Source organism: Burkholderia humptydooensis (assembly GCF_001513745.1).
Taxonomy (GTDB): domain Bacteria; phylum Pseudomonadota; class Gammaproteobacteria; order Burkholderiales; family Burkholderiaceae; genus Burkholderia; species Burkholderia humptydooensis.
Window position 1 is genome coordinate 881,523 of record NZ_CP013380.1, and the last position, 13,646, is coordinate 895,168.

Consider the following 13,646-nt stretch of genomic DNA (forward strand, 5'->3'; position numbering starts at 1 on the left):
ATGCGCACGACGCTGAAACAGACAATCGACGCGATCGCCGAGGATTGCAGGCGCAACGCGTTCTTCAAGACGCGCTGCGTCGTCGTGTTCTTCCGGATCGCGAACTATCTCGCGTGCCGCAGCAAGCTGACGCTCGCGCTCGGCGCGCCGGTGATCGCGCTCTACATCGTCGTCTGCGACTGGATCATGGGCATCGAGATTCCGGTCAAGACGAGAATCGGCAAGGGCCTCACGCTGTATCACGGCACGGGGCTCGTCATCAACGGCTATTGCGAGATCGGCGAGCGCTGCGTGGTGCGGCACGGCGTGACGATCGGCAACACGCTGCGGCCGGACGGCACCTATAGCGGCGTGCCGTCCGTCGGCGACGACGTCGAGTTCGGCGCGCACAGCGTCGCGCTCGGCGAGATTCGGATCGGCCATCGCGCGCGCATCGGCGCGGGCGCCGTGCTGCTGCGGGACGTGCCGGACGGCGGCGTCGCGGTGGGCGTGCCGGCGCGCGTGCTGGACAAGGAGAAAAGCGCTGCATGAAAGTATTCATCCTCCATCCGGGGAAGGCGAATTACCCGGAAATCGCCGCATATCGCGATTTTCTCGGCCAGCGCGGCTTCGACGTCCATGATGGCGACGCGAGCGCGTATGCGAAGCTCGACGGCCGAGGCGACTGCATCCTGTGGTGCATCATGGGTTTTTATCGATCGCTGCCGCCTGCGCGGTTCGTGATTCACGACTACCGGTCGCTGTCGGTCGGCAGGCTCGCGGCGATCAAGGACTCGATCAAGCGCGCGCTGAACGCGAAGCCGGATCTGCGGATCTTCCAGAACGAGCGGATGCGCGACGCGATGGCGTTCCGTGACGGGACACCGTCGCTGCTGCTGCCGATGGGCGTGCCGGACTGGATCTTCGGGATCGCGAACGAACCGGCGGGCGAAGGTCCGGCCGGCCGGTTCTGCTATATCGGCGAGATGAGCCGCGAGCGAGGCTTCCACAAGGTGCTGGCCGCGTATCGCGCCGCGCCGCGCACGATGCGCGACACGCTCGTGCTCGTCGGGCAGCCGGAGCCGGAAATTCACGACGCGTTCCGGCATGTCGACGGCATCACATTCGTCGGGCGCGTGCCGCAGCGCGACGCGCTCAGGATCGTGCTGCGCTCCGACTATGCGGTCTGCTATTTCCCGTACCACCGCCCGCACTGCTTTCAGACGCCGACGAAGCTGCTCGAATACGCGGCGCTCGGCAAGAAGATCGTCTGCAACGACGCGCCGTCGAATGTCGACGCTGTGAAGGCGCTTGGCATCCGCTCGCACGTCACGGGCGCGTCGATATTCGACGAGCTGCTGCCGCTCGCGCAACTGCGCGCGGAAAGTAACGATCCCGCGCGGCTGAGGCGTCTCGGATGGACGGCCGTGATCGCGCAATCGGGCGTGCTCGCCCGTCTCGAGGCGGTTTCGTCGATGCGAGGTGCGCGATGACGATCGATGGCGTCGGCATGCGGGGACGCGATGCACGGTCGAAGGGCGATTCGAAGGTCTTCGCAAAGACCAACGCAAAGGCCGACGGCCATGCGCGAATGAAGATCGTGCAGATCCTCGAATCGAGCGCGACGGGCACGTTATCGATGGCATGCCTGATCGCGAACCGTCTTGCGCGCGACGGACACGACGTGCACGTCATTCATTCGCTTCGGCCCGACACACCCGCGGACTTTCACGCGCTGTTCGATGCGACGGTCAAGCTGCGCCACATCCAGATGAAGGGCGTGCCGCTGCTGCCGATGTTGCTCGAACTGCGACGCACGTTGATCGGCATCGGGCCGGACATCGTGCATCTGCATTCGTCGTTTGCGGGATTCCTCGGAAGAATCGCGTCGCTGTTCGCATTGCGCGATGCGGCGTTCTTCTACAGCCCGCACTGCATCTCGTTCATGCGCCGCGACGTTTCGGCGCTCAAGCGTTCGGCGTTCGTCGCGCTCGAACGGATCGCGTGCGTGAAGCGGTGTCTCTACGTCGCATGCTCGGATAGCGAGCGCGACGCGGTGCGCGCGCATTTGCGGCAGCCGGTGGTCGTGGTCGAGAACGCAGTCGGCGCGATGCCCGCGCCCGCCGCCGACGAGCAGGAAGACGCGCGCGAGCCGGTATTTCGGATCGTGACGGTCGGCGGCATTCGCGTGCAGAAGAATCCGCAGCTCTTTGCCGAGATCGCGCGCCGCCTGCGCGGCTCGCGCATGCGCTTCACGTGGATTGGCGACGGCGATGCCGCGCTCAAGGCGCAATTGCGCGAAGCCGGCGTCGAGGTCGCCGGCTGGCTTGGCCGCACCGAAGTCGTCGCGCGATTGCGGCGCATGGACGTATATTTGTCGACGTCGTCGTGGGAGGGCATGCCCGTGTCGGTCATCGAGGCGATGCTGCTCGGCTTGCCCGTCGTCGCGTCGGCGTGCGCGGGAAACGTCGACGTCATCCGGCACCTGCAAACTGGCGCGATATTTCGCGGCGCGGACGACGCGGTCGATCTGCTCGCGTCGATCGACCGCGATGCCGCGCTGCGCGCGCGGCTCGCGAGCGCGGCGAGAAGGGAAGCCCGCGAGCGCTTCGGCGAAGAACGTTTTTTCCGGCAACTGGCGCGGGTCTATGCGTCGCGGCTCGCGCGCCCATCATGAGGATTCGCCGTCCCGAGCGCGAGCCCGCCGCATGGAATCGGTGCGCAGCGCGCACGGGACGGTCCATTTGGAGATTTGACCTATGAACGTAGCAATCAGCCCCGGCGTCACGGCCGGCAACGGCCTGCCTTTCGTGCTGTTCGGCGGAGTCAACGTGCTCGAGAGTCTCGACTTCACGCTCGACGTGTGCAGCGAATACGTCGCGGTGACGCGCAAGCTCGGCATTCCGTTCGTGTTCAAGGCGTCGTTCGACAAGGCGAACCGCTCGTCGATTCATTCGTACCGCGGCGTCGGGCTCGACGAAGGCCTGAAGATCTTCGCCGAGGTGAAGGCGCGCTTCGGCGTGCCGGTGATCACCGACGTGCACGAGATCGAACAGGCGACGCCCGTCGCCGAAGTCGCCGATGTGCTGCAGGTGCCCGCGTTCCTCGCGCGCCAGACCGATCTCGTCGTCGCGATCGCGAAGACGGGCAAGCCGGTGAACGTGAAGAAGCCGCAGTTCATGAGCCCGACGCAATTGAAGCACGTGGTGTCGAAATGCCGCGAGGTCGGCAACGATCGCGTGATTCTGTGCGAGCGCGGCAGCTCGTTCGGTTACGACAATCTCGTCGTCGACATGCTCGGCTTCCGGCAGATGGCCGAGACGACGGGCGGCTGCCCGGTGATCTTCGACGTCACGCACAGCCTGCAATGCCGCGATCCGCTCGGCGATGCGTCGGGTGGCCGACGCCGGCAAGTGCTCGATCTCGCGCGAGCGGGTGTCGCGGTCGGCATCGCCGGGCTCTTTCTCGAAGCGCATCCCGATCCCGACCGCGCGCGCTGCGACGGGCCGAGCGCGCTGCCGTTGCATCTGCTCGAAGGCTTCCTGTCGCAGATGAAGGCGATCGACGATCTCGTCAAGCGCATGCCGGCGCTCGATATCCGATGAGCGCGTCCGCCTATCGCGGCGCGATTCGGCTCGTGCTGTTCGACGTCGACGGCGTGCTGACCGACGGCCGGCTGCATGTGACGGGCGACGGCGAGTTCATCAAGAGCTTCCATGCGAAGGACGGCATTGCGGTTGCGCTGCTGCGCGCGCACGGCATTCGCAGCGGCATTCTGTCGGGGCGTCACAGCGAGGCGCTCGCATGGCGCGCGCGGCAGCTCGGCTTCGACGTGTTCGTGTCGGGCTGCGACGACAAGCGCGCCGGCTACGCGCGCATCAAGTCGGAAGAGACGCTCGCCGACGATGCGATCGCGTACGTCGGCGACGACGTGAATGATCTGCCCGTGATCGATTCGGTCGGCGTCTCGTATGCGCCCGTCGACGCGCACGCGCTCGTCAAGCGGCGCGTCGATTATGTCGTGTCGCGCGGGGGCGGCGAGGGCGTGGCGCGCGAAGTCGCCGAGCACGTGCTGTTGCGCTCGGGGCTGTCGCTCGGCGACGCGTATCGGCCGCTGCTCGATCAATGGGCTCGGCATGCCGCTGCCCAATGACATCCCAACACATCTTCATCGCCGTGGACGGCTCCCAGATGAACCATCACAACTATCTCGATTCCGCACGGCAAGTCTTCGACATCGAATCGCGCGCGCTCGCGGGTCTCTCCGCGCGCGTCGACGAATCGTTCGGCGACGCGGTCGACGCGATCCTGCGCTCGAGCGGCCGTGTGGTCGTCTGCGGCATGGGCAAATCCGGGATCATCGGACGAAAGATTGCGGCGACGCTCGCGAGCACCGGAACGCCGAGCTTTTTCATGCATCCGGGCGAGGCATATCACGGCGATCTCGGCATGGTGACGTCGGCCGACACGTTTCTCGCGATCTCGTACTCGGGCGAGACCGACGAAGTGATCAAGTTGATTCCGTTTCTGAAGAGCAACCGGAATTATCTCGTCGCGTTGACGGGCAATGCGCGATCGACGCTCGCGCAGGCGGCGCACAGTCATCTCGACGCCGGCGTCGAGCAGGAAGCGTGTCCGCTTCAGCTCGCGCCGACGTCGTCGACCACCGCAGCGCTCGCGATGGGCGATGCGCTTGCCGTCACGCTGATGAAGGCACGCGGCTTTCGCCCGGAGAACTTCGCGCGCTTCCATCCGGGCGGCTCGCTCGGCCGGCGTCTGTTGTCGAAGGTCGACGACGAAATGGCCGCCGACGATCTGCCGTTCGTCGACGAACGCGCGCCGGCGATCGACGTGCTGCAGGCGATGACGCGGGGCCGGCTCGGGCTCGCGATCGTGCGGCGCGAAGTGGGCTTCGGGATCGTTACCGACGGCGACATCCGCCGCGCAGTCGAGGCGCATGGGGACACGCTGTTCCGGCGCACCGCGTCGGACCTGATGTCGAAGGATCCGGCGATGGTGCCGCTCGGCACGCGCGTAGAAGATGCGTTGCTGATGATGGAGACGCGACGCATCAACGCGCTGCTCGTATTCGACGGCGGGGACGTCGTCGGGGTGTTCAAGAAGTAGGGGGATGCGGGGCGACGGACGAATCGGTGCGAAGCCGGTTCCTCCATCTCGTCGCGGTTTGTTCGTTGAATGCCGGCGGCGCACGAACCGCGCGCGCGTCGCTTGCGCGGGCAGCCGCGAGCGACGCATGCCGCGTATCGTCACGCATGCATGCGCCGTTCGCGTATGGCGCGCGCGACGTGCTACGCCGCGACGAGTTCCGGGAAGCGCTCGCTCAGATACTGCTCGAATTCCGTTGCGACTTCCGGGTGGCGCAGCGCGAACTCGACGGTCGCCTTCAGATAGCCGATCTTGCTGCCGCAATCGAAGCGCCTGCCGTCGTAACGATGCGCGAGCACTTGCTCGTCCTTCAGCAGCGATTGCAGCGCGTCGGTCAATTGCAGTTCTCCGCCGGCGCCGGGCTTGAGCGCGCGCAGATGATCGAAGATGCGCGGTGTGAGCACATAGCGGCCGACGACACCGAAATTCGACGGCGCGGCGGCGGGCTCTGGCTTCTCGACGATGCCCGACAGCTTGAAGAGATCATCCTCCCAGCGCTTGCCGTCGATCACGCCATACGACTTCGAATCTTGCGGCGCGATCTCTTCGACGCCGATGACCGACGTGTGATAGTGATTGAACACGTCGATCATCTGCCGCAACACGGGCGGGCGGCCGTCGAGCAGGTCGTCCGCGAGGATGACGGCGAACGGGCTGTCGCCGACGAGTTTCTCCGCGCATAGCACCGCATGGCCGAGCCCGAGCGCTTCGGCCTGGCGCACGTAGAAGCAGTCGACGTGACGCGGCTTGATGCCGCGCACGAGCGACAGCAGCTTTTCCTTGCCGCGCGCTTCGAGCTCCGCCTCGATCTCATACGATTTGTCGAAATGATCCTCGATCGCGCGCTTGCTGCGGCCCGTGACGAAGATCATCTCGGTGATGCCCGCGGCGATCGCTTCCTCGACCGCATATTGAATCAGAGGCTTGTCGACGATCGGCAACATTTCCTTCGGGCTCGCTTTCGTCGCGGGCAGAAAGCGGGTGCCGAGGCCGGCAACGGGGAATACGGCTTTTGTGACTTTCAGCATCGGGCGTCGAACCTTCCATCGAAGACGTTAAACGTTTGCGTGCGAGCCGGCGGCGCGTGACTGAATATGAGCGATGCCGGCGATGCACACGCGGTAAAGCGATGGTAGGGCTGTTTGAATTGTTTGGTTACGCTAAATATAGGTTCAATCGGACAGGCTACTCACGATGCCGATTCGATCAACCGTCGATGGACGCGCGTGCGAAGAGAAAGCTGCGGACATTGATGATGTTTGCGATGAGCGCGCCCGGCGCTCGGTGTAAGCGCGTCGCGTCGCGTCCAACTTGGAGCGAAAAAAAGGGTTCATCGCAGGAAACCGTGGAGGGTTTGATGGCGATTGCGTAACCTGACGCCTGACTTTAAGGAGGTCAGGAGGCAGAATTGCTCGATCGCAAGGCACTTCAAGCACTGGGTTGCTGGACCGGCTATCGGTTAGAGGGGGTGGAATGGCCGGAAGGAGAAGGCCGTACGCTGTCGCTGTATTTGAAGCCGGTCAGCAAGGTCATGTACTGCGAACAGTGCGGTGCACGCTGCCAGCAGATTCATGAGACGACGGTTCGCCGGGTGCGCGATCTGCCACTGTTCGAGTACCGGGTGGTACTGCACGTCCCCCGCCGCCGAGTCTGGTGCGAACGCTGCGGCGGTCCGCGACTGGAGAAACTGGCGTGGCTGGGCCGTTACCAGCGAGTGACGGAGCGATTTGCCAAGGCCTGCGAGAAACTGCTGCAGGCGGCCAGCGTGCAGGCGGTCGCCGCCTTCTACGATTTGGGCTGGCACACGGTCAAATCGATCGACAAGATGCGCTTGCGAGCGCGTGTGGCTGATCCTGACTGGTCGACGATCCGCTATCTGGCGATGGACGAGTTCGCGCTCCATAAAGGTCATCGCTACGCCACGGTGGTGGTCGATCCGATTGGTCGGCAAGTGCTCTGGATTGGAGCGGGACGCTCGCGCGAGACGGCCAGAGCCTTCTTCGAACAGCTTCCCCAGGGTGTTGCCGAGCGCATCGAAGCAGTGGCCATCGACATGACCACGGCCTACGAGTTGGAGATCAAAGCGCAGTGTCCGCAGGCTGAGGTCGTCTACGACCTGTTCCACGTCGTGGCCAAGTACGGGCGTGAGGTGATCGATCGGGTACGGGTCGATCAGGCCAATCAGTTGCGCCATGACCGGCCGGCCCGGAAGGTCCTGAAGTCCAGCCGCTGGTTGCTGCTGCGCAACCGCCACAACCTGAAGCCCGAGCAGTTCGTGCATCTGAAGGAACTGCTGGCCGCCAATCAGCCATTGTTGTGCGTCTACGTGCTACGTGACGAACTCAAGCGGCTCTGGTTCTACCGCAAGCCTGCCTGGGCGGAAAAGGCCTGGGAACAATGGATCGAGCAAGCCCGGCAAAGCGGAATTGCCGCGCTGCAACTGTTTGCGCAGCGCCTGCAGGGTTACTGGCACGGAATCGTGGCCCGCTGCCGACATCCGCTTAATACCAGCATCGTCGAAGGCATCAACAACACCATCAAGGTCATCAAGCGTCGGGCTTACGGGTACCGCGACGAGGAATACTTCTTTCTCAAGATCCGCGCCGCGTTCCCCGGTAATCCGCGATGAACCAAAAAAAGGCCCGCCCGCAACGGCGCGCGCAGGCAGGCCAATTCCGAGTGATCGGAAGGTTCGCCGCTCGGGGGGAGCGGCTGGCCGGGAGCGAGTATGAGGGCGGACGCGCGAGCGCGCCTATCGTTCTGTCCGATTCGGCGTAGCAATTGACCGATGGCTACTGCAAGTCGATCGCGGATCGAGAGCCGATGCGAGACAGACGAGGCGCCCGTGGCGTCCCGGTCGATGCCAGTGAGGCTCGCGCGCGTGATGGCGCGGCGTGCGTGCGTTTGCGGATCGTCATTTGGCGGAATGCGGCGGGATTATGTCGGATGGGCGCGGCATGCATGCGTTAGTCTGCGCGGGCGAATGTGCATCGGGCAGGCGAGCGCGTTTGCGAGAACGTTTGCGGACATACGCGTTCGTCATCGAAACGGGGCAGACATGGAAGAAGAAACAGACGTGCTCGAGGAGATTGCGGAATTCAATCGGCGGTATCTCCGGCTCGCCCGACGTTTGCTGTGCGAGGACAACGAACGTGCCCGGACGATGCTTGGCATCTCGAACGAGTTGGCGATTTGGCTCGATACGTTGACGCCGGCTCAACTCGAACGGCTCATGGACGGCGGCGAACTCGTTTGCCAGTTTCGTGCCGACGCGATGCCTGGGCGGGCGTGAGCCGATTCGATCGGCGAAAGGAGAACCGGGGTTGCGCTGGGACTTCGTCGGGTGTCACCAATGCGCACGTGCATGCGCGCTCGCAACCCAGCCAGCCCCGATCGTTCGCGATTTCGCCGCTTCGCATGGCGTAGGTCATGATGCGAGCGATTGCTCGCGCCGAGACTTGCCCGATCGATGGGCGACCATACGCGAAAAATGGCCCTCAGCCAGTCCCCACGCTTCGGCCGTGAAGTCGCTCGTGCGCATATCCGTTGCGAACGTCGATGGCCGCGCCGTCGCTCGCACTTCGATTGCAGCTCCGGCTACGAATAGTCACCGTATCGACGCAATTGCATCGAAGTGTCGAGATCGGCGTTGATCCGCTGAAATCGAATCGCATCGCGCCGGTGGGTGCGCTCGCCGCACAAGAGTCCGCGCAACAATCGAACGGCAGTCATGCCCTGCGGGGGACGAGTGAACATGAATCGATTCGTGCCGGCAGGTATCGCGTTGATCGAAGGCGGGCTGATTGCGCTTGCGCTGGCCGTGGCCGCTTATGTCATACGCCGGGCGACGTTTGCGATCGAGACGATGTGAACCGGAAAGGGCGGGACGGTTGAGCGCGAAGCAGAGATCCGTTCGAGCGCGCCGTGTCGACGTGTCGAGTTGCGCCTCGCTCATGGGGCGGGCATCTCGTTGCGGCGCGCCGGCGTTTGCGGCGATGTGGATCGGGGCGACAGTGCGCGCGCCCGTTGACGCTGCTTGATGATGCGAGGCGGACGTGAAGCGGCGCAGTTTGCCTTGCGTTGCTTGTCGTCGATGTCGCGGGGGCGATGTGCATCATCGGGCGTTGCTGACGCCTCGCCTCGGCACAGACGACGCAGACACGAAAAGGGCCCGGCGCGAACGCCAGGCCCTCGATGTCTTTGGTAGGCCGTACTGGATTCGAACCAGTGACCAACGGATTAAAAGTCCGCTGCTCTACCAGCTGAGCTAACGACCCAAAAGAGGCAAAATTATAGCGGCCGCCCGGTGGGGATGTCAACCCATCGATCGGCCGCGTCGCACGCCGTCACTTGATCGCGTCCAGCTTGCTCTGTGCTGTTTCAGCCGCATTCGAGCCGGGGAACTGCGACACGACCTGCTCGAAAGTCTTCTTCGCGGCTGCCTTCTGGCCTTGTTCGAACTGATTGGTGCCGATCGCGATCAGCGCATCCGCCGCGCGGGGATGCTGCGGATAGTTCTTCACGATGCCTTGCCACGTCGCCGTCGACCCCTTGTAGTCGCGCAGCGCGTACTGCGCGTTGCCGAGCCAGTATTGCGCGGTCGGCTGATAGGGGCTTTGCGGGTACTTGGCGATGAACGCGCGGAACGAAGCCGCGGCGCCTTTGAAGTTACCGTTGCGGAACTGCTGCGACGCCGCGTTGAACGCGTCCGTTTCACCCGGCTGCACCGTGCCTTCGACGCCATCCACCGTCGTCTTCTGCGGCTCGAATTTTTTGAGCCGCGCATCGAGATCGGTGTAGTACTCCTTCTGTTGACGCTCGAGCGTCGTCAGGCGGTTCGTCAGATCCTCGTTCTCGCCGCGCAGCGTCGCGACCTGCTGGTTCAACTGGTCGAGGCGGTTGGTCTGATCGAGGATCGTGCGTTGCGCGGCGCCGAGCTGGTTCGCGAGGCTGTCGGATTTGCTGCGCAAGTCGAGCACCGCACGGCGTGCCTCGTCGTCATCGAAGAGGCCTGCGTGCGCCGGCGCGGCCGCGAGGGCCGCACCTGCCACGCACAGCGCGGCGGCCGTGCGCAGCCAGGAAAAACGGTGCGTCATACAGCGATTCTTCCGTTACTTACTGTTGATAGACGAGGTCTGCGCGGCGGTTCTGCGCCCACGACGCTTCGTCGTGGCCAAGCGCGACCGGCTTCTCCTTGCCGAGGCTCACGGCTTCCATCTGCGCATCTCCGACGCCGAGCAGCGACAGCGCGCGACGTACCGCTTCCGCACGCTTCTGGCCGAGCGCGAGGTTGTACTCGCTCGTGCCGCGCTCGTCGGTGTTGCCCTGGATCAGGATGTGGCGCTGCGGATGGCTCTTCAGGTATTGCGCGTGTTGCTGCAGCAGTGACTGATACTGGTCCTGCACCGAGTAGCTGTCGAAATCGAAGTACACGCTGCGCTTCGCGAGCGGGCTGTTCGGATCGTTCAGCGGATCGACGGTCACTTGCGCGACGTTTTCGGGATTCGGTTGCGTGCTGACCGCGCCGCCCTGGTTCGCGTGCTCGTCGAGCTTCACGCCCGACTTACATGCGGCGAGCGCGCCGATCATCAGCATCGCGAACGCCAGACGAAGTTTCTTCGACATCATGGTTACTCTCCTTGTGGTCATTGCATGAAGGGCCCCCAGGACGGCTCGCGGATCGCGCCGCCCTGAACGGACAAGATCTGCGGCGGCGCGCTGCCGTCGGACGGAACGGCAGCCAGCACGCTGCGGCCCCCCGATTGCGTAGCGTACAGAATGTACTGACCATTCGCCGCGAAGCTCGGCGATTCGTCGCGCGTCGTGTTGGTGACGGCGTTCGCCGCACCCGTTTGCAGATCCTGAACGTACAGCTTGAAGCCCCCGCCCGTGCGCGAGATGTACGCAAGCAGCTTGCCGTCCGGGCTGATGCGCGGACTCGTATTGTAGCTGCCGGTAAATGTCACGCGCTGAGCGGCGCCGGCGCTCTCGCCTTCGGCGGGCATCCGGTAGATTTGCGGCGCACCGCCGCGATCGCTCGTGAAATAGATCCACTTGCCGTCAGGAGAGTAGAACGGCTCGGTGTCGATCGAACTGCTGCGCGTCAAGCGGCGCAGCCCGGTGCCCGTCGAGCTGACGGAATAAATCTGCGTATTGCCCGTGAGCGACAGCGCGACGGCAAGCGTCTGGCCGTCCGGCGACCACGCGGGCGCGCTGTTGTTGCCTTTCTGATTCGAGATCACGTAGCGGCGGCCCGTCGGCAGATCGTGGATGTACACGACGGGCTTCCTCAGCTCGAACGACACGTACGCCACCTTCGTGCCGCTCGGCGACCATGCGGGCGAGATGATCGGCTCCTTGCTCGTCAGCGCGGGGATCGCGTTCTGGCCGTCCGAATCGGAGATCAGCAGCTTGTAGACGTTGCCCGTGCGCTGCACGTACGACAGGCGCGTATTGAAGACACCGCGCACGCCGAGCAGTTTCTGGTAGATGTAGTCGGCGATCTTGTGGCCGGTCTTGCGCATCCCCTCGTTGTCGTTCGACGTCGTGAGCGACAGCCCTCCGAGGCTTTGCTGCTTGATGGTGTCGTAGAGGATGAAGTTGACCTTGTACTGGCCGTTTGGCTCGCGGTTCACGCTGCCCGCGACGAATGCGTTCGCGCCTTTCGCCTTCCACGCGCCGAAATCGACCGACGCCGTTTCCGGCACGGGCGTGCTGCCTGCATCGACGTTGGAGAATTTGCCGCTTCTCGCGAGGTCGGCGCGCACGACCGACGTGACCTGCTGCGGCAGGCTCGCTTCATTGACGAAATTCGCGGTGGCGATCGGAAACTGGGTGGAGCCGACGCCCGTGATCAGGACGTTCACCTGCGCGTGGGCGGCGCCCCCCGCGGCAATCAGACACGAGGCCACGAGTGCCCTGAAACCTAGCTTCGTCATCAAACTCATGCTTCTTGTTCCCGTATGTACGCTGCGCAACCGCAGAGACTCAAAAATACCCGATTCGTTCCCGGTGCGACGGCGGGAGTGTAAGCGCAAACGTGCTCATTCCGCCGCCTTGAAGGTAATCGTAATCTCGGATGGGGTGCGACCGTTGGTATCGGGCGGCAGCGGCACCGACGCCTGGATCGCGTTGATGACCGCCTGATCCCACCCCGAATTTCCGCTCGACCGGCGGATCGACGTGCTGAGCACATCGCCCGACGGCGTGCAGCGGATCGCGACGACGGTCACGAGGCTGTCGCGCTCGCCCGCCCACACGATGTTCGGCTTCACGCGCCGGCGGACCTTGTCCGCATACCCCGGCGACGCCGCGTTGCCGCCCGAGCCCGTGCCGGTGCCGCTCTTCGCGAGGCCTTCGCCGCCGCCCGAGCCGCCGCCAGCGATGCCTTGCAACTGCGCGAGGCGCGCCTGGCGCTCCTTGTCGAGCTTCGCCTTCGCGGCGGCGTTCGCCTTGGCGGCCGCCGCGGCCTTTGCCGCTTTCTCGGCTTTCTCGGCGTCCGCCTTCTTCTGCGCGGCGAGTTGCTCCTGCTTCTTTTGCTGTTCGAGCTTTTGTTGCTCGAGCTTCTGCTGTTCGATTTTGCGCTGCTGCTCCGCCAACTGCTGCTGCCTGAGTTTCTCCGCCTGCTTCTGCTTCTCGCGCTCGGCGGTCTTTTGCGCGGCGAGCTGGGCGGCTTGTTGCGCGGCGAGTTGCTGCGCCTTCAACTGCTGCCGGCGCTGCTCCTCGAGCTGCGCCTCGCGGGCGGCCGCGGCCTGCTGCTCGCGCCGCTTCTGCTGCAGCGCGATGTCCGCTTCCTCGTTCTTTACGGGCGGCGGGGGAGGGGCGACTTTCACGGGCGGCGTCGGCACCGGCTGCGGCGTCGACGTGTCCGGCACCGACGTCCACAGCTCGGCTTCCGCACCGGCTGGCGTGCTGTTCTGCCAATGCACGCCGTGGTACAGGAAAAGCGCGAGCAGCACGTGCATCAGGGCGGCAAGCAGGAACGCGCGGCCTGTGCCGCGCTCGCGCGGCGGCCGGGGCGGATAGGCGGCGGTGCGCGACTGGCGAGGCTTCATTGCGATTTGACGAGCAGGCCGACGCGCTTCACGCCGCGCGCCTTCAGATCGGACATCACGGTCATCACCGCGTCATATTGAACCGTCTTGTCGGCCGCGATCACGACGGGCTGATCCGGGTGGTCAGCCTGGCGCGCGGCAATGAAGCTGTTGAGCTCGGCCTTCGTCATCGTGTCTTCCTGCGACGCGCCCGAATCGCCCTTGTAGCGGACGCTGATCCTGCCGTCGGCCCGGATGTTGACGACGACGGGCGGCGTCTGTTCTTGCGGCGCGGCGTTGCCGACGGTCGGCAGATTGACGATCGACGGCGCGACGAGGGGCGCCGTCACCATGAAGATGACGAGCAGCACGAGCATCACGTCGATGTAGGGCACGACGTTGATGTCGGCCATCGAGCGGCGCGAGCGGCCGCCGCGCATGCTTGAACGAATGGGGGTGCCGGCCATC

Annotated in this window: 15 protein-coding genes and 1 tRNA gene; 8 read left to right on the forward strand and 8 right to left on the reverse strand. The window is 64.6% G+C overall.

What is annotated here, in order from left to right; genetic code table 11:
* From AQ610_RS04025 to AQ610_RS04050, 6 genes are all read left to right on the forward strand, one after another.
* Entirely contained in the window at positions 1–531 is a 531-nt protein-coding gene (locus tag AQ610_RS04025; protein WP_006025416.1) for a serine O-acetyltransferase, read from the forward strand.
* The gene (locus AQ610_RS04030) at positions 528–1,472 is read left to right on the forward strand and encodes a glycosyltransferase (RefSeq protein WP_006025417.1); all 945 of its coding nucleotides are present in this window, start codon (positions 528–530) and stop codon (positions 1,470–1,472) included. Before AQ610_RS04025 ends, AQ610_RS04030 begins: the two co-directional genes overlap by 4 nt.
* A complete protein-coding gene (locus AQ610_RS04035; protein WP_006025418.1) occupies positions 1,469–2,656 on the forward strand; it encodes a glycosyltransferase in 1,188 nt (395 codons plus the stop codon). Before AQ610_RS04030 ends, AQ610_RS04035 begins: the two co-directional genes overlap by 4 nt.
* An 82-nt stretch (positions 2,657–2,738) precedes the next feature.
* Positions 2,739–3,584, forward strand: coding sequence for a 3-deoxy-8-phosphooctulonate synthase (gene kdsA, locus AQ610_RS04040; RefSeq protein ID WP_006025419.1), 846 nt, complete (start codon positions 2,739–2,741; stop codon positions 3,582–3,584).
* A complete protein-coding gene (locus AQ610_RS04045) occupies positions 3,581–4,132 on the forward strand; it encodes a KdsC family phosphatase (RefSeq protein ID WP_006025420.1) in 552 nt (183 codons plus the stop codon). Before kdsA ends, AQ610_RS04045 begins: the two co-directional genes overlap by 4 nt.
* A 38-nt stretch (positions 4,133–4,170) precedes the next feature.
* A complete protein-coding gene (locus AQ610_RS04050) occupies positions 4,171–5,106 on the forward strand; it encodes a KpsF/GutQ family sugar-phosphate isomerase (protein WP_009913449.1) in 936 nt (311 codons plus the stop codon).
* A 182-nt stretch (positions 5,107–5,288) separates the two neighbouring features.
* Here AQ610_RS04050 and galU read toward each other — a convergent pair whose 3' ends face one another.
* Positions 5,289–6,173, reverse strand: a complete 885-nt coding sequence (gene galU, locus AQ610_RS04055) for a UTP--glucose-1-phosphate uridylyltransferase GalU (protein ID WP_006025422.1) — start codon at positions 6,171–6,173, stop codon at positions 5,289–5,291.
* A gap of 380 nt (positions 6,174–6,553) precedes the next feature.
* On the opposite strand from galU, the gene AQ610_RS04060 reads away from it, so the two are divergent.
* Together AQ610_RS04060 and AQ610_RS04065 are read left to right on the forward strand one after the other, a co-directional pair.
* Complete coding sequence (locus tag AQ610_RS04060) at positions 6,554–7,774, forward strand: ISL3 family transposase (protein WP_059213552.1); 1,221 nt, start codon at positions 6,554–6,556, stop codon at positions 7,772–7,774.
* Between the two features lie 429 nt (positions 7,775–8,203).
* Positions 8,204–8,437: a flagellar transcriptional regulator FlhD gene (locus tag AQ610_RS04065; RefSeq protein ID WP_006025425.1), complete on the forward strand. Its 234-nt coding sequence runs from the start codon at positions 8,204–8,206 to the stop codon at positions 8,435–8,437.
* Between the two features lie 305 nt (positions 8,438–8,742).
* Here AQ610_RS04065 and AQ610_RS36740 read toward each other — a convergent pair whose 3' ends face one another.
* From AQ610_RS36740 to tolR, 7 genes are all read right to left on the reverse strand, one after another.
* Positions 8,743–8,901, reverse strand: coding sequence for a hypothetical protein (locus AQ610_RS36740; RefSeq protein ID WP_162486737.1), 159 nt, complete (start codon positions 8,899–8,901; stop codon positions 8,743–8,745).
* A 445-nt stretch (positions 8,902–9,346) separates the two neighbouring features.
* Positions 9,347–9,422: transfer RNA gene (locus AQ610_RS04070), tRNA-Lys, on the reverse strand.
* A gap of 69 nt (positions 9,423–9,491) precedes the next feature.
* On the reverse strand, positions 9,492–10,241 hold the full coding sequence (gene ybgF, locus AQ610_RS04075; protein ID WP_006025426.1) for a tol-pal system protein YbgF: 750 nt from the start codon (positions 10,239–10,241) through the stop codon (positions 9,492–9,494).
* Between the two features lie 19 nt (positions 10,242–10,260).
* Positions 10,261–10,773 (reverse strand): peptidoglycan-associated lipoprotein Pal, encoded by a 513-nt coding sequence (pal, locus tag AQ610_RS04080; RefSeq protein ID WP_006025427.1) that lies wholly within the window; start codon positions 10,771–10,773, stop codon positions 10,261–10,263.
* Between the two features lie 17 nt (positions 10,774–10,790).
* A complete protein-coding gene (gene tolB, locus AQ610_RS04085) occupies positions 10,791–12,092 on the reverse strand; it encodes a Tol-Pal system beta propeller repeat protein TolB (protein ID WP_009913444.1) in 1,302 nt (433 codons plus the stop codon).
* Between the two features lie 96 nt (positions 12,093–12,188).
* The gene (gene tolA, locus AQ610_RS04090; protein WP_006025429.1) at positions 12,189–13,199 is read right to left on the reverse strand and encodes a cell envelope integrity protein TolA; all 1,011 of its coding nucleotides are present in this window, start codon (positions 13,197–13,199) and stop codon (positions 12,189–12,191) included.
* Positions 13,196–13,645 (reverse strand): protein TolR, encoded by a 450-nt coding sequence (tolR, locus tag AQ610_RS04095; RefSeq protein ID WP_009913442.1) that lies wholly within the window; start codon positions 13,643–13,645, stop codon positions 13,196–13,198. Before tolR ends, tolA begins: the two co-directional genes overlap by 4 nt.
* Position 13,646 lies beyond the last annotated feature (1 nt).